The organism is Cyclobacterium sp. (assembly GCF_014762705.1).
In the GTDB taxonomy this organism is placed as follows: domain Bacteria; phylum Bacteroidota; class Bacteroidia; order Cytophagales; family Cyclobacteriaceae; genus Cyclobacterium.
In genome coordinates this window covers 1-26,878 of sequence record NZ_JABURL010000081.1, presented here as the reverse complement: position 1 = coordinate 26,878, position 26,878 = coordinate 1, and the positions used below count along the sequence as shown (strand labels likewise).

General features: G+C 43.1%; 19 protein-coding genes and 1 tRNA gene. 10 read left to right on the top strand and 10 right to left on the bottom strand.

Translation table 11 applies throughout. From position 1 onward, the window contains the following. Positions 1–32: 32 nt before the first annotated feature. The 3 genes from HUJ21_RS15405 to HUJ21_RS15395 all read left to right on the top strand — a co-directional run bounded on the left by HUJ21_RS15405 (position 33) and on the right by HUJ21_RS15395 (position 3,041). Positions 33–665 (top strand): DUF1080 domain-containing protein, encoded by a 633-nt coding sequence (locus HUJ21_RS15405; RefSeq protein WP_291371312.1) that lies wholly within the window; start codon positions 33–35, stop codon positions 663–665. 92 nt (positions 666–757) lie between these two features. Next, positions 758–1,846 (top strand): Ldh family oxidoreductase, encoded by a 1,089-nt coding sequence (locus tag HUJ21_RS15400; protein ID WP_291371310.1) that lies wholly within the window; start codon positions 758–760, stop codon positions 1,844–1,846. A gap of 34 nt (positions 1,847–1,880) precedes the next feature. Beyond that, positions 1,881–3,041 (top strand): hypothetical protein, encoded by a 1,161-nt coding sequence (locus tag HUJ21_RS15395; RefSeq protein WP_291371308.1) that lies wholly within the window; start codon positions 1,881–1,883, stop codon positions 3,039–3,041. Positions 3,042–3,142: 101 nt separating this feature from the next. Here HUJ21_RS15395 and HUJ21_RS15390 read toward each other — a convergent pair whose 3' ends face one another. The 9 genes from HUJ21_RS15390 to HUJ21_RS15350 form a co-directional block, all read right to left on the bottom strand. Next, positions 3,143–4,720 carry a calcineurin-like phosphoesterase family protein gene (locus HUJ21_RS15390; protein ID WP_291371306.1) on the bottom strand — a complete coding sequence of 526 codons (1,578 nt, stop codon included), beginning with the start codon at positions 4,718–4,720 and terminating at the stop codon, positions 3,143–3,145. A 167-nt stretch (positions 4,721–4,887) separates the two neighbouring features. Next, complete coding sequence (locus tag HUJ21_RS15385) at positions 4,888–6,018, bottom strand: VCBS repeat-containing protein (RefSeq protein ID WP_291371304.1); 1,131 nt, start codon at positions 6,016–6,018, stop codon at positions 4,888–4,890. Between the two features lie 71 nt (positions 6,019–6,089). Further along, positions 6,090–6,791 carry a hypothetical protein gene (locus HUJ21_RS15380; RefSeq protein ID WP_291371302.1) on the bottom strand — a complete coding sequence of 234 codons (702 nt, stop codon included), beginning with the start codon at positions 6,789–6,791 and terminating at the stop codon, positions 6,090–6,092. 169 nt (positions 6,792–6,960) lie between these two features. After that, positions 6,961–7,764 (bottom strand): alpha/beta hydrolase, encoded by an 804-nt coding sequence (locus HUJ21_RS15375; RefSeq protein ID WP_291371300.1) that lies wholly within the window; start codon positions 7,762–7,764, stop codon positions 6,961–6,963. 3 nt (positions 7,765–7,767) lie between these two features. Beyond that, positions 7,768–8,592, bottom strand: coding sequence for a sugar phosphate isomerase/epimerase family protein (locus HUJ21_RS15370; protein WP_291371298.1), 825 nt, complete (start codon positions 8,590–8,592; stop codon positions 7,768–7,770). Positions 8,593–8,642: 50 nt separating this feature from the next. Continuing rightward, complete coding sequence (locus tag HUJ21_RS15365) at positions 8,643–9,494, bottom strand: sugar phosphate isomerase/epimerase family protein (protein ID WP_291371296.1); 852 nt, start codon at positions 9,492–9,494, stop codon at positions 8,643–8,645. A 44-nt stretch (positions 9,495–9,538) separates the two neighbouring features. Continuing rightward, positions 9,539–10,579: a ThuA domain-containing protein gene (locus HUJ21_RS15360; RefSeq protein ID WP_291371294.1), complete on the bottom strand. Its 1,041-nt coding sequence runs from the start codon at positions 10,577–10,579 to the stop codon at positions 9,539–9,541. Positions 10,580–10,735: 156 nt separating this feature from the next. Then, complete coding sequence (locus tag HUJ21_RS15355; RefSeq protein ID WP_291371292.1) at positions 10,736–12,241, bottom strand: RagB/SusD family nutrient uptake outer membrane protein; 1,506 nt, start codon at positions 12,239–12,241, stop codon at positions 10,736–10,738. 28 nt (positions 12,242–12,269) lie between these two features. Further along, positions 12,270–15,371, bottom strand: coding sequence for a TonB-dependent receptor (locus tag HUJ21_RS15350; RefSeq protein WP_291371291.1), 3,102 nt, complete (start codon positions 15,369–15,371; stop codon positions 12,270–12,272). 358 nt (positions 15,372–15,729) lie between these two features. On the opposite strand from HUJ21_RS15350, the gene HUJ21_RS15345 reads away from it, so the two are divergent. Further along, a complete protein-coding gene (locus tag HUJ21_RS15345; RefSeq protein ID WP_291371314.1) occupies positions 15,730–16,659 on the top strand; it encodes a glycoside hydrolase family 43 protein in 930 nt (309 codons plus the stop codon). A gap of 458 nt (positions 16,660–17,117) precedes the next feature. Beyond that, a tRNA-Leu gene (locus HUJ21_RS15340) sits at positions 17,118–17,199 on the top strand. Between the two features lie 4 nt (positions 17,200–17,203). Here HUJ21_RS15340 and HUJ21_RS15335 read toward each other — a convergent pair. Further along, positions 17,204–18,298 carry an AI-2E family transporter gene (locus HUJ21_RS15335; protein WP_291371290.1) on the bottom strand — a complete coding sequence of 365 codons (1,095 nt, stop codon included), beginning with the start codon at positions 18,296–18,298 and terminating at the stop codon, positions 17,204–17,206. A 275-nt stretch (positions 18,299–18,573) separates the two neighbouring features. Here HUJ21_RS15335 and rho point away from each other — a divergent pair, with 275 nt between their 5' ends. The 5 genes from rho (at position 18,574) to recQ (ending at position 26,233) form a co-directional block, all read left to right on the top strand. Beyond that, positions 18,574–20,373 (top strand): transcription termination factor Rho, encoded by a 1,800-nt coding sequence (gene rho / locus HUJ21_RS15330; protein WP_291371288.1) that lies wholly within the window; start codon positions 18,574–18,576, stop codon positions 20,371–20,373. A 218-nt stretch (positions 20,374–20,591) separates the two neighbouring features. After that, the gene (locus HUJ21_RS15325) at positions 20,592–20,954 is read left to right on the top strand and encodes a hypothetical protein (protein ID WP_291371286.1); all 363 of its coding nucleotides are present in this window, start codon (positions 20,592–20,594) and stop codon (positions 20,952–20,954) included. 6 nt (positions 20,955–20,960) lie between these two features. Continuing rightward, entirely contained in the window at positions 20,961–22,307 is a 1,347-nt protein-coding gene (locus HUJ21_RS15320; protein ID WP_291371284.1) for a hypothetical protein, read from the top strand. Between the two features lie 212 nt (positions 22,308–22,519). Further along, positions 22,520–24,019, top strand: a complete 1,500-nt coding sequence (locus HUJ21_RS15315; protein ID WP_291371282.1) for a T9SS type A sorting domain-containing protein — start codon at positions 22,520–22,522, stop codon at positions 24,017–24,019. A 90-nt stretch (positions 24,020–24,109) separates the two neighbouring features. Then, positions 24,110–26,233 carry a DNA helicase RecQ gene (gene recQ, locus HUJ21_RS15310; RefSeq protein ID WP_291371280.1) on the top strand — a complete coding sequence of 708 codons (2,124 nt, stop codon included), beginning with the start codon at positions 24,110–24,112 and terminating at the stop codon, positions 26,231–26,233. Positions 26,234–26,878 lie beyond the last annotated feature (645 nt).

The window sequence follows — 26,878 nt, the reverse complement described above, 5'->3', positions numbered from 1 at the left end:
TCAACATAGCTAAATAAACAAAAAATAATCTAATGAAAAAAATCCTAGTAGTAGCCTTATGTATCCTGGTATCCTTTTCAGTTTCTGCACAGAAAGCGGATAAAGACGGGTGGATCAAATTATTCAATGGAAAATCTTTTAAAGGCTGGACGATAAACGAAAACCCGGATTCTTTTAGTATATCGGATGGTGTGATTAAAATCGATGGTCCCAGGGCCCATATGTTTTACACGGGCAAGGTGGAGAACCATGATTTCAAGAACTTTGAACTGAAAATGCAAATCAAAACCATGCCCGGTGCCAATTCGGGGGTATTTATCCACACTGCCTATCAAGAAGGAGGTTGGCCTGAAAAGGGATATGAAATCCAGGTGAACCAGAGTCATGGTGACTGGAGAAAAACGGGAAGTGTTTACAGCTTCAAAGATGTGAAGGATACTTATGTCTCTGATGAGGAATGGTACACCAAACACATCATTGTCAATGGAGAACAAGTGACTGTGAAAGTCAATGGAGAGGTGGTCAATGAGTATATCGAATCCAAGGACAGAGAAGCTATCGGAGACAGCCCGAAAAAGCTGAGCAGCGGGACCATCGCCCTGCAGGCACATGACCCTAAAAGTATTATTTATTACAAGGATATCATGATCAAACCCCTTCCCTGATAAGCCAGGCTGCAGGAGTTTGTCGTTTTGTTTTACCGCATCCAGCTTACTGTTTAAGGGTTTGCTGGATGTTTTCTTTTCAGGAATCATCAATGGAGGATAAAAGGGAATTATTTGAACCACAAGCCTTGAGGGACTTTATGTACGGGGTATTCATGTATTTTGATATCTCTGAGGAGGACGCCCTGCTGGCCACTGATGTTTTGGCCTATAGCGATGAACATGGAATAGATTCTCATGGTATAGCCAGGTTGAAAACTTACTTTGGGCTATTGCAGGCAGGGAAAATCAATCCCAGGCCCAGGTTGCAGCTGATCCGGGAGAAACATGCTGTGGTAACGGTAGATGGAGACAATGGCTTAGGTTTGGTCATCGGGCCAAAGTGTATGGAAATAGCCATAGAAAAAGCCAGGGAATACGGTACCGGATCTGTGGCCGTTTCTCACACCAACCATTTTGGGGCTGCAGGATATTATCCGCTGATGGCGGTAAAACATGATTTTATTGGTATGTCCATGACCAATACCAGTAAAGGGGTGGTACCCTTTAACGGTAAAGAGAAAATGCTGGGCACCAATCCGGTGTCCATGGCATTTCCTACTCAAAAGGAACCAGTGGTACTCATGGACTTTGCAAGCAGCACTGTAGCCTATGGAAAGGTGGAAATTGCCAAAAGAGCGGGAAAAAAAGTACCCATAGGCTGGTGCCTTGATGAAAATGGACAGGCCACTGAGGATCCCGAAAGGATGATAAATGGAGGTGCCCTATTGCCTTTGGGAAGCAGCCGCGATGGTTCCGGCCATAAGGGGTATTGCCTGGCCGGAATGGTGGATATATTAAGTGCGGTTTTAAGTGGGGCCAATTGGGGTCCTTTTGCCGTTCCATTTGCCATCAACACTGCAGGTTCGGATAAACAAGTTGGCAAGGGTATAGGACATTTTTTTTCTGCCTGGGATGTGGACGGATTCAGGGAAGTTCAGGAATTTAAGGAAGAAATGGATGAGTGGGTCCGCACCCTCAGGGCTGCTGTTCCCCTTCAGGGAGCCCCGGAAGTGCTGATTCCCGGAGATCCGGAGTGGAGGGCATATGAAGTGCGGATGAAAAGTGGTATTCCGCTTCAGATGGAGGTGGTCAGGGACCTGAAAGCCATCTCCCAAACTACAGGGATACCCATGCCATGATAGTTCACAGAACCACTTGACCAAAATTGGCGTTATGCCAAATGAGGATGGGTACATGATGAAAACCAGTGATTATATAAAGCGACAGTTGTTCAGGAAAAGGATAACTATTTACATGCCTGTGGCATGCCTTGTTTTTGTTTTGATTCCGGTTTTTGCTTTCCCATTTTCACAAAATATTGATCCCATATCCCTCAGGGTTTATTCCCAGGTTTTTGTGCCAAAAGAATTTCATATCAAGGGAGTGATTGATGATAGGACTGACCGCTCACCGGTGGCTTTTTTAGTAAGGAACATCAGTAGCGGCAGCCAGTTGGAGATTGTGGACCTGGAAGGAGGGGCCATCCCTGCCGTGGAAAACTATGTTTTCGGGGCCTTGCCCAGGGACCAGAACCTGAGGCCCGTTAAGATCCGAATCAGAGACCTGAAAATAATTGAAGTATTGGCAGATGCCAGAAGTGGACTGGTGGAGGGGGAAGTTTATCTGGATTTTTCGTTTGAGCTGGAAAGGGGTGATGAATTGGTTCACTTACTCGATTTTCAGGGGGGTGTCAGCTACAAAAGGGGTGTGCGCCAGGTTTCTGTGATTGAACCCGTGTTGCGGAAATCTATCAACAATTCCCTGAAATATTTTAACGATTGGATAGAAAAGGAGTCCACTGAGGATATCAAACTGGCCAGAGATGTGAAAGTGAAAATCCGAGATTATCGTGAAGATCATCAGGATGATACGGTTTTTTATAATCCCCAAAGGCCACTTAGCTGGAAGGATTTTACAGGCAGGCCCAGGTTTGGTAATTATGCTGCCTCCATTTTTGCCAGTATTGCCTATGAAGGCAACAGCTGGATAGAAGAAGGGGAAGTAATTGTGGATATCGTTTTCAAAACCTTCATGTTGAAAAGTTCCTCCTGGGTAAAGGGAACCAACAACAGTTATGGACTCAACCACGAACAGCGGCATTTCGATATCGCCAAAATTGTCATGGAGCGGTTAAAGGAAAAGGTAGAGAAATTGGATCTTCAGCCACATAATTATGACAGAAAAGTATCCTTCCATTACCTGGATGCTTACCGGGAAATGAACCAAATGCAGGAAAAATACGACAGGGAAACGGCACATGGAATGAATGCCAAAGCCCAGGCAAGATGGGATAAATTTATTGATGAAGAGTTGGCCGGTTTTGGGGTCAAATGATTTGAGGTATACTATTGGGCGGGCAAATAACCCAGCACTGCTAAATAAAAAAGCGACTATTCCAGAATGGATAAGCCGCTTTTTCTGATAGATCGGCGGTTTTAAAAGGGTACTGGTTCGGCTATGGTATATTCACTGGTTTCAGTAAAGGTTCTGCCAAACATGTCTTTTGCCCGGACGGTTATGGTGTGTTTTCCTACAGGTAGGTTGGTTGGTATACTTCCCCGCCAGAGGTGCGTGGAATTTACCGGGTTTGAGGGCCTTCTTCCCGGAGATAATTTTTCCATGAAGTCCCATTCCATGACATCTGCCATAAAAGAGGGATCCGGAGCAGCTGTCCAGTTCATCGATCTCCAGTCACCGTTGTCGATTTTGTATTCCACGATATCATCCTTATCGCCCATGTAAAAATTCGCAAAGATTCCGGAAGAACTCCCCCTGTTATTGGCCACCACTTTGGGATTAAAGATTTTGATCTGGTGTTCCAGTGGTTTTCCTATCACCTGGTAATCGATTTGATATTGATTGCCATCAACCCTTAATAAAGCGTACCCTTTGGGTGTGCCATCTCTCATGGTAGAAATGGGTATGCCTTCCTCGTTCAGCTGGCCAGAATACCAGTCTCCTGATGTGGTTCCTGCATTGTATTCGTGGAAACGGGAACTTCCTTCCCAACCGTCTTCGGCTGTATAGAAATTGTGTCTTTGGAGGTGGGTATGGGCTGAAATAGCCAGTCTGTTGGGATAGTCCTTCAACAAATCAAACAGCCGCTTTCTGTCACTGTCCCGGAAGGAGTTTTCATTTTCATGCAACAAGGGTATGTGAAAAGACAATACCACCAATCGGTCCTTATCCACATGCTTTAAATTGTTTTCTACGAAGTCCAGTTGATCCTTTCTAAATCCGCCCCAGTAGCCCTGACCGTCTCTTGGGTCAGGGTAGAGTATGTCTTCCAGCACGATAAAATGTGCATCCCCATGGTTAAAAGCATAGGCAGAAGGGCCAAAAGTTTTTTCAAATGATTCGTCTGAATGGGCATCGCTGGTGGCATCGTAATTCATGTCATGGTTGCCAAGTACATTGTACCAGGGCCAGGAGGTTTGCTGCATCACATCAACATATTTGGGATGTAAATCCAGGTCATCTCCGGCCAGGTCCCCCAGGGAAATCCCGAAGCTTATTCCTTCCTCTTTTTTGGCTTTTTCTACCACTCCTTTGGCAAATAATTCCAGTTCCTTTTCCGTATAGGGCTGCGGGTCCCCAAAAATCATTGCTGTAAATTCTTTGGTTTCTTCTCTGGGATATAAGGCAAAATCCACCGACCTGGGCAAAGGCCCGGTAGGCTCAACCCCTTTGTATTGGAGTTCGGGCGAACCTTCAGGCTTGTGAATGTAGTAATACCGCGGTAAATTATCCTCTCCCACGGGTACGGCATATCCAGCAGGCTTGATGACGAATATGATATTGTCTTCGCTTACAGGAAGGGAATAAGCTCCTTTTTTATCCGTTAAAACTACTTCGACACCATTGCTGACGGCCACTTCGGGTACTCCCTTTTCCCTTCTTTCTTTTTTCCCGTTTTCATTGCGGTCTTCAAAAACGTACCCTTTTACCAGATCCTGGGCATGAAGACTGATGCTGGAACAAAATGCCCAGCAAATGATTACTATTTTTTTCATGTTTTTGCTATTTATTGAGCAGCCAAGTTAAGACTTGTGGAAATTTTACAAGTAAGGGTAAGGTTAAATTTTGGTTACCTTAAAGTTTTTTCATATGCGATTCATGCCCGGTCTTTTCCGTAGTAAATGTAAAGGAAGATGGTGCCAGCATATTTCCCCACCAGTTTTTATTTGCTTCCTTTATTGTGAAAAACTACCAGGCCATCTTTTCCTGCCACAACGATATCCTGCATTCCGTCACCATTTAGGTCTTCAACCGAAAAATACAATCCAGCCCCTTTGCCTTCTCCAAAGGGACCATAACTGATGATGTTTTTGGAAAAAGATTCCCCGTTCCACTTGAAATAATACAATCCAAGGTGGTCATTTGCTCCGGGATCGTTCCCATTATGAGCCCGGTACCTTTTACCGGTGATCAACTCCATTTCCCCATCATTGTCTAAATCTGCCCATTCCATGGTGTGGTACTGGGACTGATAGGGATCAATGGGGTGTTTGGTAAAGGAAATGTCAGCTCCATTTCGTTTTTGCTCGTACCAGTGCAGGCCATAGTCGTGGCCCTGTCCTACGATCAGGTCATTCAAACCATTCTTGTTTACATCAACTACCAGAATCGGTACACTGGCCCCTCCCAGTTGAAAAGCCTCATGGAGTTTCCATTTGCCATTTTTCAGGTCTTCAGGAGCCTCCAGCCAACCTTCAGGGATGATAAAATCCCCTCTACCATCTCCATTGATATCACCGAATCCCAGTCCATGTCCATGTTTTTCTGTTACCGGATATTTTTCAAAGGTTCCAGTTCCCTTACCGCCATCGCCCCTTTTCAAACTGTAATAGGCAAGTGGTTGATTTGGGGTATTGGGCACTATATCCAACTGTCCGTCACCATCCACGTCCCAGGATCTGGTAGTTTCTACGTTTCCGGTATTGGCGATTTCATGTGGTTGCCATTCTCCGTTATTTCCCGGGTTTTCTACCCAGAAAAGGGTTTTACCAAACCATCCCCCAGTCACATAATCCATGTTTCCGTCTCCGTTGACATCCATGGGAATGGTAGAAAAATCATCAAAATACTCACTTACCCTTTTTACCTGTCTGATAAGGTGTCTTTTGGTGAATTCCGGGCCCTCATACCAATAGCTTCCGGAGACAAGATCTGGGTTACCATCTCCATTGACATCCAATACCCCCACTGATTCGGCACTTTCCATGGCAATCAGCTGCTTTTCAAACACAACAGGTTTGGGTTCATTGATGAGCAGTCTCAGTAGAATAAATACAATCAAAGATACATTCATACCTTAAAGTTATGTCATTGGGAAAGAAAAGTGTCCTGCACTGTCCTGTTTCGGAGGTAGGGAATGGGTTTTTAGCTGGTGGTAGGATTTATTTTAAAAGTTATTTTATTTTTTTTGACAGACAAGTACCAAATCAGACTATAAATAAAAATGGATACTCCTATCATCTCGAGTGTTTCTTCAACAGAATAATAAATCATATATCGCAATCCAAACCCACTATTATTTATTTCATTTCCCCCCATCATTTCCATGCCAATGGCTCCGGCAATAAAAATAACTCCGGATAAGATCATCAGGATAAGCATTTTTTTATCCAAGCGCCAGAAAAACGGGATGTAAATGAGGGCCAGTAGCAGCAAACCCGCTGAATATGGGATTATCCAGGCGTAGTATAGATAACCCGAGGCATCAAAATATTCTCTGGAATGACCGATAAGGAATTCATGGATTTGTGTGGCCTCATCCAATGATAAAAATACAAAAACAAGTGCCAATCCCAGCCAGCCAATTGATTTTCTATTTTTTTTCTTTTTGTTAAAATAGATTAGAAATAAAAGGCCGGAAGCCATTAACAATAAGAGTGACGAAAAAAATGCCGGAACATTTGCTTCCTGATTGAAATCAAAAAGCCGGATAAAGAAATCGTGCAAGGGTCTTTTTTCTTCAACAGCATGTTGAATCCATAGGCTGACCATATTCAGTACAAGTAAGAACAAGATGATGGCTCCAAAAAATTTTGGTAGATATGTTAAATTTAATTTGAATTTCATGTTAGTCAGGTGTAATACTTTAAGCTTTAGTAGTACCTAATTAACAATTTGTTTTCAATTAAATAACAATTTTAAAAAAAATGCTGCATGATTGGGTATCAACTCCTCTATGCAGCACTTTTTACGTTGAAGTAAAGAAATTATTCTTTTAGAATTACTTTTAAGTTCATTAATTTTCAATCAACCATTGGTTTACTCGTTGGTTAAAATCATCCAGGTTTTCCCAATGAAAGGCATGCCCACTATTGGGATAAATGTGCAATTGAGATTGGGGTATGGCGGCCGCAACTTCTTTGGTCATCCATGTTGGTGTAAAGGCATCCTTTTCCCCACCAACGACGAGGACAGGTTGGTTTATACCGGAAAGCTGTTCCAATACGTCATGGTGGATGCATGCTTCAGCCTGTCCTTCCAGCCCAATCAGGGGCTGAGGATTAGGGTCTGCGGCTGCATTTTCCCTGTCTGCTAACATTCCCTTGTAGTTTTCCGGATCATCAAAGGAGCTTTTTGAAAAAATCAACAGCTGAACATAAACGGTAAATTCCTCTGGTCTTAACCTGGCCTTACAATCGACCATATGCCTGAAAATATCTTTTGCCGTGTTATCGCACCTTGCCCATGGGCACATGAGCACCATAGACCTTACCTTATCCGGGTGGCGAATGGCCAGTTGTTGGGCAATAATACTTCCCATTGAGACACCGGCTACCCGTGCCCTGGTTATGCCCAAATGTTGGAGCAGGCCTGCACAATCATCTGCCATTTGGGCAGAACTATAGGGGTCAGGTGGTTTATCAGACGATCCCACTCCCCTGTTGTCCACCAGAATGCAGCGGAAGGATTGTTGCCAGTGAGCTACATGTTTTTCCCAAACAGCTCCCGGAGCGGTAATGCCCATGATCAGAAGTAAGGGTTCTCCTTCACCTCTTTCTTCATAATAAAGATTTATTCCATTGCTTTGGATGGTTGGCATGGCTTATTTAAGTTTTGGAATGAGTGATTCATATACCCATTTGCCATCATGAAGGGTGACAAAATCTGGATCCTCCAGAGCCTCCTGTCCTTCATCTTCACAAATGATCCAACCATCAAAATTTTCGTTTTTGAGCCATTGGGTGATACGGGTAAAATCTACCTTACCATTCCCCATAAGCGTAAATTCCGGATTTCCGTCCCAGTCCTTATAGTGGACATGATTGATAAGGGAGCTGTAGGTTTTCATTTTTTCCAGGGGATCCATTCCCCCATTGATGATATGGCCTACGTCTGGACACCACCCGGTTACCTTGGGATCAAGTCCTTCTAAAATCACCTGGTAATCTTCGGCTGTTCTGGTAATAGAACTATGCGGGGAATTGGGATGGAAGCTGCTAATTACGCCCTTATCTGTGGCTCTGGCTGATACGGTATTGACAATATCAATCAGATTTTTCCTCCTTTGGGTAAGGTCGTGCCTTCCTGTAGGAATCTGAACGGTACATAATACGGAACCTGGGAATCTGCCCAGCAATTTTATGGCTTCATCCGCAATTCTTTTTTCCTCATCCGTTTCCTTGCTGCCATTCCAGTCTAGTGCCAGGGCAACTGCCGCCAGATCAATGTTTTCCTCTTTAAGTTTTTTCTCCAACAGATCTGCATCTGCCAGGGGCCCCATCCAGGTAAAGATGGGCTGAATGCCTTTAAATCCGGCTTTGGAGATGACCTCTATCATGTGACCCAATTGGCCTTTATAGGTTTCTCCGTTGTTACTCATAAACCAGGTGTATACTTCTGCACCAAAGCGAAAGGGTAAATTATCCATGAAATGTTTTTAAGTTTTGTTTTGAATTTTTTTGTCAGGAAATGAATGGATCAAAGACCGTGTTTTGCTCCCATTTCTCTAATGAATTTGTATCCGTTTTCGGCCATTTCCCAGGGCTGGGAAAATTCCCTCCAAACTCCGATGGAATTGGCAAAATCAGGGTCATTTCGGGTAAATCCTTCGATGGTCAGCCATCCTTTGAAGTTAATTTCTGCCAGCGTGGCGAAGGTGTCATCCCAGGGGATATGCCCGGAACCTGGGGTGCCCCTGTCGTTTTCGCTGATATGGACATGGCCCAGGTATGGGGATACTTTTCTAAGGGCATCTCCCAGTTTTTTTTCTTCGATATTGGCATGATGGGTATCAAACATGGCCTTCACATTGGGGTGTGACACTTTTTTGACCAGGTGGAGGAGTTGGTCCATGGTGTTACACAGGTAACATTCGAACCGGTTCAGGGCTTCCGGGGTAAGGGTTATGCCTGCCTGGCTGGCATATTCTCCTGCCTGATACAAAACTTCTGCACTCCAGTTATATTCATCTTCCGTAGGTGATCTTTGGGCAAAAGTGGAAAAGGCCGAGTGAAAAGGGCCGCAAATAACTTTGGCTCCCAAATCATGGGATCGGTCAATGGTCCACTTTATTTTGTCCAATGCCTTGGCCCTGATTTTGGCATCAGGGTCGATGGGGTTTTCATCAGGACCCAAAACAAATACAGTGGTGGTTTCCAGGCCGGTTTTCGCAGTAAATGCACCTATCTGCTGGTAGGCCTTGTCATCCGGAGAACCTACAAAGAATTCCACACCATCGTATCCGATGGTTTTTAAACGTTCGATGATGGGTTTTAAATCGTCCGAAACCACGGCAGACCATGCCAGGACGTTAAATCCTATTTTATTCATTTTTTATTAATTGTGGGTTTAAACTGATTGTCAAATCCAGATCTTTATTCAAAGTCTGTTACTTTCATCCCTTTTCGGAAATTATCAAAACCAAACATGGTAGGTTGGTAGTTGCCTACTATCTCCACCACCGCTTCTTCGGGTATCAAGGGTTCCATATCCAGACCCCAATAGGTGGCATTGATGATCAATCGGCGCAAATCCTCGCTCATCAAATCTACCGATGCCCCCATGGTGCTCGCAAAGACCCTTCCTTTTTTACCGCCTTCTAAGTTGTAGGATTTGGTCCAGGCCACCGGCATCAGGGATTTTTCCCAGTTAATAGGGGCTTCAGGATTCATTCCGGAAGTGGAGGCACCGTGTATGAGTACGGTGGCATCATCTCCAAGTTGGGTAACTGTATAGACATCAGATGCAGCCCAGATATCAGTAACCCCATTCAAAATCGGGTTTTTGTTAGCAACCTGAAGCCCATCCATCATGGCCCGGGTACCCTCTTTGGCGTGGTTACCATGGTGGGCCACCCAGGTTTCCCCCAGGATTTTCCTGCCAAAACCTTTTTCCCAGCCAGGCACCTTACTTTGCCAATGGTATTTGGCATAAGGGCTTTGGCTTTCCTTACTGTAATTAAAAGCATGAGTAGAGGTACGCAGGGCAATCAATGGCTTGCCGGCCCTGAGGAATTCATCAAAATATTTCATTTGCTCGTCAGGCAGTTCTCTGAACCTAAGGAGGATGATGGCCAGATCAGCATCTTCAAGGGCTTCCATACCTGGGATATTGCTGTTGTGGTTAGGTACCACCTCCTGGTTTTCAGGGTTAATGGGGAACAATACCGTAGTTGAAAATCCATGGTGGGTTGATAGGATCTTGGCCAACATGGGAAGGCCCTCTTCGGATCTGTATTCGTCATCTCCACTGATAAGGACTATTTTTTTGCCTTTTCCGGGGCCATCTTGTCCTTCAAAATGCAACATTAATTTTTCTTCCTGGGCTTCGGCTAGTGTATAGCTCAAAGCAAAAACGAAGACAAGTAGCAGGTTGGGTAAAGTCCTTAATTTGGGACAATAATAGGGTGTTGTCATAGGGGATTTTTTTTATTCGAATTGAATTTAAGCAAATTGTTTTGAACTATCCTTAAGGAATGGGCACCGATGTTACAAAAAAAGGATAAAAGGGGCAAACCGGTATCCATAACCCGGTTCAACCCCTTCTATTAACAAATGTTATGTTTATCCCGATCAGTAACCGGGATTTTGACTTAGTTTATCATTGTTTCTTATTTCTGCGGTGGGAATGGGGAATAAGAGTTCCCTTTCTTTGAGTGTGGGTCCATAGGAAAATTCATGGCCAACATAGTCCTCAAACTCCCGGGTATTGACATTAAATGCCTTTCTTAGCCTAACCATATCGTACCATGTTTTATTTTCAAAACAAAGTTCCACCCATTTCTCCCTCCAGACGGCTTCTCTGAAATCCTGCTGACTTAAGTTTTCCAGGTCTGGAAGATTGGCCCTTCGTCTGATCAGGTTTACTGCCTCATAAGCTTCCTCTGTAGGGCCGTTCACTTCATTGATAGCTTCGGCATAGTTGAGAAGTATTTCTGCATACCTGTAGACAGGCCAGTTCATACCACTGCTTGTAGTGCTGAGCTGGGCTACCTCGTCAAAATGTTTCCATATATAGTAGTCTCCCAATTCCATGGTGGTGCTTCTGTCGGATTCCAGACTGTACTCGGTATAGAAAAATTCCTTTTCCTCCGCTCGTTTGTCCCCTGGTTCAAAGGACTCCACAAACTCCTGGTTAGCGAAAATACCACCTGTCTCTGCGCTATAGGCAGAGATCCCCCTGTTGTAGGGGATGATGGAAACCTGCCAGGAAGAAGGAACCGTAAAGGCGGCATATTGGATCATGAAAATATGTTCCCCAAGGTTTTTGTCCTCCACAGAATGGAGTTGCTCGTAGGAGTCAAACAATTCAAAAACACCCGATTGGATGACATCATTAGCTTTTTCGGCCGCAAGTTGATAATACTGGCTGCCTCCCTGTAGGGGGTAGCCGGCCATGGTCAGGTAAACATCGGACATGAGTGATTTTACGGCTCCCATGGATACCCTTCCGGTTGCATCTCTCCAGGGAAGGCCTGAGTTCTCAGCCACCTCAAGGTCTGCCACAATCTGATTGTATACCGCCTCGGTGGTAGCAGGGTCCGGATACAGTTCCGGGCTTGTCAAATCAATCGAGGAAGTGATCAAGGGAATATTTCCGAATATCCTTATCAGGTTGAAATAATAAAAGGCCCTGAAAAAGCGTGCTTCTCCCAGTAAGCGGCTTTGTGCCGTATTGTCCATTTCTATTTCAGGGATTTTTTCAATAGCCAGGTTGGCATTGGCTATACCCCTGTAAGAACTGGTCCAGTAGGTTTGTCCATATCCGTTATCTGAATTGTTGATCAGGTTCCGGACAAAAAGACTGTTTTGGGCCTGACCCAATTCTGTATTGGCCAGACCGGTAGCAAATTCCAGCATCATCCAGGGACCACCGCCAAAACCACTTGACATGACAGGCTGTAGGCTTTCATATATGGAATTAACCACACTGGTGGCGTGTTCGGGCCTGGTAAAATAGTTTTCCAGGGTGAAGTTGGACTTGTCTGTCTCTTCCAGAAATTCATTACATCCCCAGGCAGTGGTCATCAGTAATCCGATGACCAACACACGGCTTATTTTTATGATATGTTTTTTCATGTTGTTCATTTTTTCTAAGATTTACTGATTATAGGGCAATGTTTACTCCCAGCATAAAAACCCTTGGCTTGGGGTACGCATATAAATCTACCCCCTGGTCAAATGGAGATCCGGAGGTGGAAACTTCAGGATCATACCCCTGGAATTTGGTGTTCAGGAAGAAGTTCTGAACAGAAACAAAGGCCCTCAATCGATTCAATTTGATTCTTTGGATCAGTCCGGGCTCGAAAGTATAAGCAAATAGTAAATTTCGTCCTCTCAAAAATGAGCCTTCCTGTGCCCTGTCCGAATCATTAAAGGTATTGTACCCGGCTGTTAAGGGCCTCAGTTGGGCAATATTGGTGTTTTGGTTGTCCGGGGTCCAGGCATTCAATACGGTACGGAAACTATTGGCGATGCCCTGCCTGTCTTCCGCGGAATGCTTGCTTCTCCACAGTACATTGTTTCCATACATAAATTGAAGGTCGACCATCAGCTCGAAATTCTTGTATTGGAAAGTATTCATCAAGGTTCCGAATCCTTTGGGAATACCCTGCCCGATGATGACCCGGTCGTTGTCATTGATGGCACCGTCGCCGTTTACATCTTCATATTTGATGTCTCCGGGTAGTTTCAGGTATTGGGCGGCCAGGTCAGCTTCATCCGTGTCCCAGGTTCCCAGGTGGACAAACCCAAAGAAAGAACCAACAGGCTCACCTTCCCTGATAATGGTAGATCCCGAAAAGATATCTGCTCCACCGGTCAATTCCAACACCTTGTTTCGGTTCATGGAAATATTGAAGTGGGTATCCCATTTGAAGTCTTTATTGACCATGTTTACAGAGTTCAATGCAAATTCAACTCCTTTGTTTTCCATGCTGCCTATATTTCGGGTCACCTGGGTATAGCCACTACTGGAAGGGACCGGTGCATTGAGCAACATGTCTTCCGTGAGTTTTCTATAGAGATCCAGTTCAAATGTCAGCCGGTTATTGAATAAACCCAATTCCAGTCCCACATCCGTCTGGAAGGTTTTTTCCCACCTCAGATCTGGGTTGGCCAGCCTGTTGATGCCCAATCCTATAGACCTTGAATTGTTGAAAATAACCGTATAATTACCCATACCGGCCAAAGCCTGGTAGGCAGCAATTTCAGAGTTGCCGGTTACACCATAACTTGCCCTTAATTTTAAATTGGAAACGGTTCGGCTATCCTTCAGAAAGTCTTCCTCAGATACCCTCCACGCCAGTGCGGCAGAAGGGAACACGGCATATCGGTTGGCTTCACCAAATTTTGAAGAGCCGTCAATTCTTCCGGTAAATGTAAGCAGGTATTTTTCTTTCAGGTTGTAGTTGAATCGTCCAAAATAGGAATTCAAGCCATATGCGGATGTTCCGGAAAGCGTTCGAAATACATTGGCACCTGCACCCAGGTTATTGAATTTAAAATAATCATCCTGAAAATTCTGGGACCTTGCCGTACTGTTAAACCTGTCGACATGTTGCCAGGACAAACCCAGTAGTGCATTGATAGACTGGTTTTCGTCAATGGCTTTGTTGTAGGTCAGGTAATTCTCAAATTGCCAGGAATTTAGCCTGTCATTCATGACTGAGGCATCTCCTCCCTGGTTTCTGGCGATATAATTCAACATCCGTCCGCCATAATAATCTACCCGTTGGTTGATAATATTGGTGGCCAGAACCGAGCGCAATTCCAATCCTTCAGCCAGGCTAAAGTTGGCATATAAATTTCCTAACATGGTCTGGGTATTGACCATATACACCCGGTCTTCCACCACATGAAGCGGGTTGTTGCCACCTTCCATGCCTGGATAGTCTTCATTGCCTGCCCAGCTGCCATCGGCATACTTCACCGGGATGATGGGAAGGGCTTCCAGCACTTGCCGCATGGCAATGATTCCCCCAGCTCCCAAGGGATCTACCTGACTTTCTTTCTGGTCCGTATAGCTTAAAGTTCCACCTATTTTAACCCAATCCTTGATCTGGCTGTCGAATACAAATCTGCCAGCATATCTTTTCAGGTAAGAGCCCCGCATCAAACCCTCTTCATTTCTATGATTCACATAGATACCGTAGGAGTCCTTTTCGTTACCTCCTGTCAATCCCAATTGGTAATTTTGGGTTACCGCCTGGCGAAATGATTCGTCTTGCCAATCTGTATCATGAAGTGGGTTTCCATTGGCATCAAATAACAAGGGGTTGGTCCTTTTAAGTTGGGGGTCCCGGTAAATTCCATTTGCCCAACCGTTTGGATCGTATTTTTGGGCATTTTGGTAGGCAATATCTTCTACCATTAAAAACTCTTCTGAATTTAACAAAGGGATCTTTTTAGGTAATACGCCTACGCTGACATCCGTATCAAATGTGATCATTCCCCCGGAGTTACTACCCCTTTTTGTAGTGACCAAAATCACGCCATTGGCGCCTCTGGCACCATAAATAGCAGTGGCAGAGGCATCTTTTAAGACTTCTACCGAGGCGATGTCATTTGGATTGATGTAATCTATCGGTGTGCTTCCATTGGCCAAACCTGCCGCATGGATAATCACCCCATCGATCACATACAAGGGGTCATTGGCGATACTAACCGATGTATTTCCCCGGATTCTGATATTGGCCCTTCCTCCTGGCCGGCCTGAGTTAACGGAAACATTTACGCCCTGAATCCTACCCGACAGGGCCTGGTTCAATGAAGCAGAAGGCCTTTCCTGCAAGGCTTCGCTGCTTACAGAGCCCACAGCTCCGGTAAGGTCTGATTTTTTCTGGGTACCATATCCTACCACCACTACTTCCGAAAGGTCGGAAAAGGACGAGTTGAGCAGGATTTCCAAATTGTTCATCCCCTCCTGAATGGTTACTTCTTTAGTTTCATAGCCTATGAAGCTGGTTACTAATATTTCACCATTGGATACTTCCAGACTAAATTCACCATCAATATCCGTTACTGTCCCTCTGGTGGTACCCTTGACCAATACCGATACACCGGGTATAAGTTCCTGGTCTTCTTGCGATTTGACTACTCCGGAGATCGTCCTGTCTCCTTGAGCCATTGTCTGCCCGCTGAGAATTAGCAGGGACAGACCAAATACAGCCAAGCTGTATTTGATTTTTTTTAGGAAAACTTTTTGCATAATTTTAAGGTTTATTGATTAATTAATTAAATAAGTAAAAGATTATATGATTTAAATGTTCCTCATATAATTAAGATAAATTACACAATTAATTTAAAATATTCTATCCTGTACTATCCTGCTTATAGAGATATTGTGTTGACATCAACCACTTAATGCGATGGATATTTTATTAAAGGGAAATAAAGCTGATTAATTTTAATTTTCAACGTATAGGTGGAATCCTGTCCATGTGTTGACTGAAACTGATACCTGCTTCAGAATAGGTTTCAATTATTTGTTATATTTGACCCTTGCTTTCCTAAAAATTATCAAATAGAATATAATGGTCTGTTATAAAAGTGTCTTCCCCTGGTTGATGATTCTGGGATGTTTGGCTTCCATATTTGGCTGTTCATCTACAGCCTATCAGGCAAAGGAGGAAGTATACCTTTTTTCCTATTTCACCGGCAATGGGGAGGACGGTCTTCACCTGGCCTATTCCGTTGATGGCTACCATTTTAAGGCATTGGAAGAGGGAGAGCCGATACTTACACCTACTGCAGGGGGCGATAAACTGATGCGTGATCCATGTATCATTCAAGACGAAAACGGACGCTTTCATATGGTTTGGACAGTAAGTTGGAATGAAAAAGGTTTGGGATATGCTTTTTCAGATGATTTGGTAAACTGGTCTGCGCAGGAATTCATTCCAGTAATGGAACATGAGGAAGGTGCCAGAAATACCTGGGCTCCTGAGGTGTTTTATAATAAGGAAGATGAGACTTTCATCATTTACTGGTCCACGACCATCCGGGGGCTTTATCCTGAAACACAATCTCAGGAAGATGATGGGTATAATCACCGGCAATACTATGTTACCACCAAAGATTTCAAGGAATTTTCCGACACCAAATTGTTTTATGAGCCGGGTTTTAATGTAATTGATGGTACGATTCAGAAAATTGCGGGTGAATACCTGCTTTTTGTGAAGGATGAGACCAAAGAGCCGCCCCGGAAAAATATTCGGATTGCAAGGGCTGAAAAACCGGAAGGGCCATATGGGCCTGCAGGTTCGCCCATTACCGGTGCTTATTGGGCTGAAGGACCCACCGTTGCCAAAGTTGGGGATTATTGGGTGGTCTATTTTGATAAATATATGGAAAAAAAGATGGGGGCGGTAATGTCTTCAGACCTTCAAAACTGGACGGATATATCTGATCGAATCAGCTTTCCCCCAGATAGCCGGCATGGAACGATTTTTAAAGTTGAGAAGCGGTTTTTTGATCAATTACCCTTCGAAAGGTAAGCTTACACCGCCTGTTCTTCCAGGCCAAAACCCAGGGGTAATCCTGTGTTACTTTTGAGCCATTTCAGCACTTTACATAAATCCTAAATAGTCATGGCTATGCGCGTATTTTGTGCCTTGGCCTGACTAAAACTCCATTTTGGCCCTTCCCTTCATTCGAGCTTTGACAACAGACCAGGTGAAAAGGCAGTTTCCATGGATAAAGCATGGGTGAAAAGGTAATTTTTTCAGTGTGAAATCCTGCTGAAATAGAATAATGCTTGATAAACGCAAAATTTTCGTACTTGCCAAAAAAATATCAACCCAACAGGTCTTAACCTGTCAGTTAGGAAAGCATTGTAAATGAAAGTGTTGCTTTGAAATGCTTTCCTGAGAAGAAATTAATACCGGGGTTTGAGATGAATAAATGGCTTTTTCTTTGCTGAGAAAGATTTTATTTCTCATTTTTGCATTCACATGCGCACGTGGCGAAATTGGTAGACGCACTGTCTTCAGGTGGCAGCGCCTTCGGGTGTGAAGGTTCGAATCCTTTCGTGCGCACATTTTATTTTTTCGACCATTTTTTTCTCAATAGTCGGATAAAGTTTTCATTTTTTTCCAAAACCGGAAATTTATCTCCAAGCAGGTATCCATATGGCTGTAGTTCCGGTATCCTGTCAAAGGTTATTTTTAGGATTCCTATCAAAGGAATAAAGAGGATCATTCCGGAAATGCCCCAGATACCTCCTCCAATTAAAATGGCCAATACCACCGCCAATACATTAACCTTTACTTTTGAACCCACCACCAATGGCGTTATCAGGTTGTTTTCCAGCAATTGTATGCCCCACAGTACGACTAAGGTTAAAATGGGTAAAAGGAATGAATCTGAGGTAAGAAAGACATAAAATATCACAAGTATTGAACTGATGATTACTCCTATATAAGGTATAAGGTTCATGATGGCAATAAATAGCGCAAAGAGCAGGTAATATTTGATGCCAATGAAGTGAAAATATATGCCTGCCATGACGGCCACCAGGAAAGTGACTTTCACCATTCCGATCAGGTAGGCATGAATGACTTGTCCTGAATCAGATACCCATTTAAGGATGGCCTCGTTTTGCCTGGAGGAAGCCTTTAGCAGAAATTCGATAAAAAAATCTTTGTAGTAGAGTAATAGAAACACGAATAAGGGAATAATCCCGATCAGTGTGATTGATTTTCCGGTACTGAAAATGGTATTATTCAGGTTGTCCAGGGGCAGCCAGTCCAGAGAAGGTGTTTTTTCCGCATCATCAAAAACAATGATGCCCAAATTGGTTTCAATTTGTTGCCAAAAATCCATCAATTTTTCGTTCAATTTTGTGCCGATTTCAGGTATATCAGCAATCAAAAGGATCATTTGATTGATCAGCAGGTAGAAGATGGCGGCACCGATAATACTGACCAGAACAAGGCTGCTGGCAATGGCCAGCCCTCTGGGAAATCTATTGGTTTCCAGCCAGTTACTAATAGGGTATAGGGCAAAAGCGAAGAAAACTCCCCAGATCAGCGGTACCAGGATAAAAGCCCCAACCTGCATTAGCCAAAGAAAAAGGGCAATCGAAAGAAAGGAATAAGCGATTAACTGTATGGGGTGGAGCCGATAGGGTGTCATACGATGTCCAGGATTAATAAAGGTAAAATACAGCTATACGAATAGGGATTAAAATTCATTTAGTAATTAAGTTGGTATGCCTGAATTTCACTATTTTAATAACAATTTCATAAAAATTTGCGTATTATTAGCGTTTGATGTAATATTGTACTATCAAAGAAGCAGAAAATCACCATCCTGGGGATTTCCGTATTGTCTGTATACCTTTTTATACCAATCAAGATACATACCATTTCATCATTTACACAGTCTAGAATTACATTCACACGTTTTTTATGTATAACATAGAAGAATTAAGAATCAGACTATTGTCTGAACTAAAAGAGATAGCCGAGGAGTTGGGGGTTAAGAATTTTAAATCTTTGAAAAAGGAGGATTTGGTTTATGCCATTTTGGACCAACAGGCCATCACACCGGAAAAGTCTCTTCCTAAAAAGAAACCTTCCAAAGTAGAAACGGAAGTAGGAGATCAGGAAGGGTCTGGAGAGAAAACCGAAAGTTCTGCTTCTATGGAGGAAAAGCCCAAATTTAAGCGGCAAAATGTGACCGAACTACCTAAAGAAGATTCCAAAGTAGAAAAAGAGAAGGAGGAAAAACTTGCCGAAAAATCTCCAAAACCCCTGCCAAGAAAGAACGAAAGTCAGGATAAGAAGCCAAAAAACAAGCAAAGTAACAAGAAGGCCGAGGAGAATAAAAAGCAAGAAGATAACAGGAAGGTTGAAGAAAGCGGAAACAAGGCCTCTAATAAGGGTGAGGATGAAAAAGGAAGGAGTTTCAGGCCCAGGCGTAGGGCGGTGGTAGATTTGGATGAAATCAAATCAGGAAACGAAGCGCATACTTCCCCTTCCAACGAACCTGATTTTTCTAAAAAAAGGAATACCAGCAGAGATTTAGATGAGCAGCCTAATCAGGAGCAGCAATACACACCCAAAAGGAAGCCATCTGTTACTATAAAGGATTTTGACGGGATAATAGAAAATTCCGGAGTGCTTGAGATCATGTCGGATGGGTATGGATTTTTAAGGTCTTTAGACTACAACTACCTGGCCTCACCTGACGATATTTATGTATCACCCTCTCAAATAAAACTTTTTGGCCTTAAAACAGGAGACAATATCCAGGGCCAGATCCGACCACCTAAAGAAGGTGAAAAATACTTCGCCCTCTTGAAAGTAGGTACTGTAAATGGCAAGACCACGGATGAGATCAGGGACAGGATCCCTTTCGAATACCTCACGCCATTATTTCCACAAGAAAGGTTTAGCCTGACTACCAAAGCTGATAATTATTCCACCAGAATTGTTGATCTTTTTGCCCCAATAGGAAAAGGGCAAAGAGGGATGATTGTAGCTCAACCTAAGACCGGTAAAACCGTGTTGTTGCAAAAAATAGCCAATGCCATTGCCGAAAATCACCCGGAAGTACACCTCATGATCCTCTTAATCGATGAGCGACCTGAGGAGGTAACAGATATGGCCCGGTCGGTTAAAGCTGAAGTGATATCTTCTACTTTTGATGAGCAAGCCGAAAGGCATGTAAAAGTAGCTGCTTTGGTTTTGGAAAAAGCAAAAAGAATGGTAGAGTGTGGGCACGATGTGGTCATTTTGCTGGACTCCATCACCCGTTTGGCCAGAGCCTACAATACGGTGGTGCCTTCTTCAGGTAAAATATTATCAGGAGGGGTGGATGCCAACGCCCTGCACAAGCCAAAGCGTTTCTTTGGCGCAGCAAGGAATGTAGAAAACGGAGGTTCACTTACTATTATTGCCACCGCCCTTGTAGAAACCGGTTCAAAAATGGATGAAGTGATTTTTGAAGAATTCAAGGGGACAGGAAACATGGAGCTATCCCTGGACAGGAAGTTATCCAACAGGAGGATATATCCTGCTATCGATGTTCCCGGATCTGGTACCAGAAGAGAGGACTTGCTCATGGATAAAGAGGAAATGCAGCGGATTTGGATCCTAAGGAAAATTATGTCTGACATGACTTCTCAGGAAGCCATGGAGTTCTTACTGCAAAGAATGAAGGGAACCAGAGACAATGCTGAATTTTTGATCAGTATGAATGGATAGTATTACCTACTAATCTAAAATAATTAAAGCCCGGGTAACCGGGTTTTTTTATTTTATAAGCGCAAAAAATTATATTTGAAATACAAAATAGTGAATATTAAAATATTTTCACCTTCATTTTTCTCCTTCCTGCCGGAGTAATACATTGGTTGGACGATTAATTTCCTGAGGCTGTAGTTAACCTTATAATTTTATGCTGTTAATTTAATATGACAGCAATGACAGCCTTTTTTAATTCAGTATTTCAATTTTCCTCCGAGCGTGTTTCGATCCTTTTCCTATTGATGTTCTTGTTAAACGTGCATTTCCTTTCCGGACAGGATTTCACCAGTAGTAAAGATGGTGCCTGGAAGGATAATCAGACCTGGACAAACAGTACCGATTGTGGGCAGTACGATAATATCAGTCAGGGTCAGCCACCCATTTCCAAGAATTGGGGTTGTGTGGTAAATGTGGTTATTGGTCATGATGTGGTATACAATGGCAATGCATCCGGGTTCGGAAGCGGGGTGTTTTCGGGTATCAGGATTACTTCAGGTGGAAGTTTGTTGTTTGAAGGGGACCTGACCATTAATGGTTGAGGGTCCTTGCCTGCAATTGAATTGGAAGAAGGAACCGAATTAACTGTAAATGGTAGTTTTGACATCAACCGGGGAGTTGAAATCATTGTTCCCAAAAACGCAAGGTTAATAGTAGACAGGTTGATCGTGGGAGATAACCAACCCAAGATCACCATAGGCGATGGGGGGACTTTGATAGTGAAAGATGAGACCATAATAAAAGACAAAGCCAGGTTGAATCTGGAAGGTGATTTTGAAACAAAAGACCTTACATTCACCTCCGGAGGTACTATAAATGCTTCATCAAACACCGGTAAATTTAATGTCAGCGGGGATTTATCGATCCAAAACGGGACATTAAACATGCTCGGAAATAGTAGGATACAGGTAGATGGAACAAGTTCTACAGGACAAAGTGGACAAATAAACTTTAAAAATACGGCTACAGGATTGTTTTCGGGTGAAGTGAGCATGTCCAATGGTGGAGGCATTTCCGCCGAAAATAATTCCGGATTTACCTTTGAAGACAACCTAACCATGAGTGGTGGGGCTAAAATTGAACTCAGCAACTTTGCCAGCGGTATCATCCAAAATGATGTAATCATGACCAACGGCACTATTGAAATTTCAAATAATACGGATGTTTCCATAGGCGGAAAGCTTAATGCTTCAAATGGAGCAAGCATTAAAGGTAAAAATAATGCCGCCGTTTACATATGTGATTATCCCAATTCAACCAAGGCGAATACATCTCATGTAAATTTGAAAAATGATTCCTTTTACGGACAGGGATGTTTTGCCCTACCTGTAGTCTGGAAATCATTTGAACTTTTTATGGCAGATGATGAAATCATCAAGATGGAGTGGAAAACATCAAAGGAAGAAGCAAACAGTCATTATGAAATCGAAAGATCGATAGGGGGAATTGATGCATTTGAAAAAATCGGTGAAGTCACAGCTGCTGGCTGGACCAATGCTGAAACCCAGTATACTTTTCAGGACAAGCAGCAATTGGTTTTTTCCGGGATGGTTTATTACAGGATAAGACAGGTTGATTTTAATGGGAATTCCTCCATTAGTGATGTAGTAGGCACCAGGATACATAGAGAGGTCACTGAGAAAATTGAATGGTCGGCTTATCCAAACCCATCTGATGGGACATCTTTAAAGGTTAAACTGGTAAGCGGTTCAGTTTCAGGCACAGTGAAGGCCAGATTTCTGCAAGCCACAAGTGAGGCTACTTTTGAGGGTGAAGTAGGGATGGAGTTGGATCAATGGTTACAAAGCAGAATAAGGGAAGCAGTAAAAGGTGTTTGTGTGTTGGAGTTGGTCTTTGAAGAAGAAGTTTATCGCATCAAGGTTGTGAGGTTATAAGCTCACCCTTTTTTCAAAACCCATTAGTTGGCATGCAATTTTAGGATTTTTTAGCGTACGTTTAATGATAAGCATGCAGTTAAAGTAAGTCTTTATGGATTTTTATATTTATAAAAACGTTTTTTAATTTAATAAAAATGCATTTAATATCATGAATTGGTTGCAAAAGCTGGGAATTTGACTTACTTTCGTAGGATATGTAATGCAAAAAATTGTATTTAAAACTACCCACTTCATTCCTGTTCATGCCCGGTTATATTTCAGCTTCGTTGGTATTGCTATGCCTTGTTTTACCCCTGAACAATTCTAGTGCTCAGGTATATGAATATACGCCTTCGGCGTTAGGCTGTTCCGGTATATGGCAAGATGGGGATTGTTGGAGTAAAACGGCACTTGACGAACCAAGCGGTTGTACTGATAATGGGCCCTTCCCGCCTTTTGCCCCAACAAGTTGCCAGGTGCAGGTGACTATCAATCATGACCTGGTAGTCACGGGTGATGTAGCGTTCGGTGGCACCTTTGTCTCTCTTAGCCTGGGAGAAAGTGCTGATGTCACCTTTGCCGGCAATGTGAGCATTGAAGGTCAAAGCAGCATCATGTTCCATCTGGAAGCGACTTCCCAAATGGATATTGCCCAAGCATTAACGATCTCGCAGGGAAGTACGAGTAACCAAACAGTCCTTTCTTTGGGTGGGGATCAATCGGGTATGGTTACCGTGGGTTCGATAGTAATTGAAAACAGGGCGGTACTGAATGTGTTGGAGGGAGGGGCAATTACCAGTGAGGGGCCAACTGAATACTCGGGGAATTCCTCTGTGATTAATGCTTTTGGTTTTTTCCGAACCGAAAGTTTATTAGTAACTGGGGGAAGGTTGCATCAATTCAATACATTTGGTAATTCGCAGGTATATATCGACAACGACATAGATATTAGGGGAGATACCAAAATTACCATAGGAGGTACAAGTGAAGTATACGTGGGTAGGGATGTTCTTGTGGATGGCAGTGCCACAATTATTGCAGATGATAATTCTAAAATATTTGTTTGTGGAGAATTTCCTCCTCCTTCCGAGGGGGGGAAAGCCCAGGAAATTGATGATGGCAAATTTTTTGACTGTAGCGTACTGCCTGTAGCCTTGCTGGATCAGCAAGTTGAATATGATGCAGATCAAAGGATGGTCAAACTTAGCTGGAGCACGGCGAGTGAAGAAGATTTCCGGTATTTTATCATTGAAAGAGCTGTTGGTAGTCCTGACTTTTTTAATTCTCTCGATAAGCTACCTGGAGTGGGCGGTACCACTGAAATAAGCAATTATGAATTTTGGGATGAACAGCTACCGCTTTTTGAATCCAGGATTTATTACCGCCTGTTGCAGGTAGGCCAAAGTGGGGATGCTGAATTTATTGGAGAGGTATTGGCCCTGGATATTCCTGGCACCGGTAAGGAAAATTCGACATGGAGAATTTATCCCAACCCCAACAGGGGCGAGGAGGTTACAATATCCATTTTGAATCAGGAAAAATACAGTGGTGAACCCATTGACATGACCATTTTGGGTCCCTTCGGGGAAGTGGTCTCCTTTAAAGGAAGGAACCTGGAAAGCCTTAACCAGGAATTATCAGAGAATATCAGTTCATTAGCCACCGGGCTGTATTTTATTCATTTAAGGTGGGGAAATGAAAGTCAAATCATTAAAGTACTCAAGGAGTAAATTTTTTTTACGGAAAGTGGATATTTGAATTTTTTTTGAATTTGTAGTAAATTAACTTGTTATTCTTTTTCATATTCACAGGAGTATCACATGAAACCACTGGATGTATTAAAAAATTTTTATGGCTATCATTCCTTCAGGGGCAACCAGGAAGCTATCATTCAATGTGTGCTGGAAAAGAAAGACTGTATTGCACTGATGCCTACCGGGGCTGGAAAATCCGTATGTTTCCAGATTCCCGCCATGATTTTTCCCGGATTGACTTTGGTGCTTTCTCCTTTGATCGCTTTGATGAAGGACCAGGTAGACGCCATGAATCAATTGGGAATTCCTGCGGCTTTTTTGAATTCTACCCAAGATATCAGTGAGCAAAGGTTTATTTCGGAGCAGGTTTTTAAGGGGCAGATTAAGCTTTTGTATGTGGCGCCAGAAAAACTTTATGGTGGTGCATATCCCCTGGTAGAGATGCTTAAAAAAATCGAATTGTCACTGGTAGCCGTAGATGAAGCCCACTGCGTATCCCAATGGGGGCATGATTTCAGGCCGGAATACCTGCGCTTAGGGGAAGTAAGAAAATCTTTTCCAGAAACTACTTTTCTGGCACTTACGGCAACCGCTGATAAGGATACCAGAAAGGACATTGCCAAAAGATTGTTTCTGAATCAGCCACAGTGGTTTATTTCATCCTTTGACAGGCCAAACATTACTTACAGGGTTTCTTTGAGATCGGATGCCTTCGGCAAACTGGTAGACTTCCTCCGCTTACATCCCAATGATTCCGGTATTGTTTATTGTTTGTCCCGAAAATCAGTAGAAGATACCTCAGACAAGCTCAATGCGAATGGCTTTTCAGCTCTTCCCTACCACGCAGGGTTGGAAAGGGCCACCAGACAGGAAAATCAGGAAAAATTCATCAAAGATGAGGTGAAGATAATTGTCGCCACCATTGCCTTTGGAATGGGGATAGACAAATCCAATGTCCGTTTTGTGGTACATACCAATATGCCCCAGAATATCGAAAGTTATTATCAGGAAACGGGCCGTGCAGGAAGGGATGGTCTCCCCAGTGAAGCCTTGCTTTTTTATAGTTTTGGAGACAGCATTACCCTGGGACGAATGATTTCGAATTCCGATAATCCGGATTATGTAAGGAACATGAAATCCAAATTGGATACCATGGTTCGTTTTTGTCAAACCAAAAAGTGCCGCAGAAAATTTTTACTGCAATACTTTGGAGAGGAATATCCCGAGGATTGTGGCAATTGTGATGTTTGCTTCCAAAAAGGAAACAAAGTAGATGTGACTACCTATGCCCAAATGCTGCTTTCCGCAGTGGTTCGATTAGAGCAAAAGTTTGGCTTGGGACATGTAATCATGGTGTTGCGGGGCTCACAATCTGCCAAAGTAACTGAGAAGCAAAAAGGGCTTTCTGTTTATGGTATCGGCAAGGACAAGTCTTCGGATTTTTGGAAAATGCTCGGTCACCAATTGGTCACGGAGGGGTACCTGATGCAGGAGGATCCCTTAAGGCCTGTTTTAAGTCTTTCACCTCAGGCCTGGACAAAGCTAAAAAAGAAGCAAAAATTCCTGTTGTCTATGGATGGGGATGATTTCTTCCAGGGTATTCAGAAGACTGAAACGGATGAAGCATTGCTTGCTGCCCTGAAGTCTCTCAGATCAAGTCTGGCGAGAAAGCAGGATGTGCCTCCCTATATTATTTTTTCAGATGCCACCTTGGTGGAAATGGCCCGCTATTATCCGGAATCCGATCATGAATTGATAAAAATCAGTGGGGTGGGTCAACAAAAACTGGAAAAATATGGGGATTCTTTTTTACAGGTGATTCGGAATCACATGAGTGAAAACGGGATAGTGAAGGAAAAGAAGCCAATCGTAAAGAAGTCTTTATATAAAGGTACCTCATCGTCTGTAATTGAAACCCTGGAATATTTTAAAGAAGGTCTTTCAATCTCTCAGATTGCTCAAAAAAGAGGCTTTGCCATAAGCACTGTGGAAGGACATATTATTGATCTGGCAGCTTCCGGGAAGATAAAGGTAACTGCTTTGTTGACGGATAAAGTTATTGAAGAAATAAAATCTGCCAGAGAATCCCTTCAGGTAGAAAAGCTTAAACCTTTAAAAGAACATTTTGGTGAAAAATACAGCTATTTTCATCTCAGGTTAGCTTTGATCCATCCAGTTGCTTCAGAATAATGCCATAAACATGAAATTGTATGGAGTGAATTTGGAATAAAATTGTTATTCCAAGATATAGGCGAAGGGTTCTGGGGGAAAGCTAAAGGAATCCCTGTAAGCAAAGGGACTTCGATTCTTTTTTCGATTCAACAATAAACAAGAAAAAGGGGGTACCGATAACAAATTTTAAATTCAGGGGTAAGGGGCCACTGGCATTAGCGAAAATCCGGTTTCACTATAGAGCTTACTGGCGGCAGGCAGTCATATAACCTCTTTGTTCTCCGTAACTCTCTTTTGTCGCATATGAGGACTCAAAGATAAACAAAGGGCACAGAGGTTTTTTTGATATTACTTCGTGTGCAACCTTTGTGACTCCCCTTTTTTGTTTCCACTCTCCTCATCCCTAAGTCATTCCGTTTACAAGTAAGGTCCAATGAATTACAAAAAGCCTACCGTTATCCCTATTTCTTCGTGTTTTAAAAAGTTAGTTTTCGAATTAACAGTAGGGTCCGGCATCGGTAAAGATTTCAAAAGAAGTAATAATTAACGAGTTGATATTTAGGACGTTCCCGAAAAAATCCCCTCCCGACTCTGGTCGGGACAAGCTATGCCCTCCGCCGCGGCGGAGGGATTTGCTCATTACCGATGGTGTGTTTGTTAAAT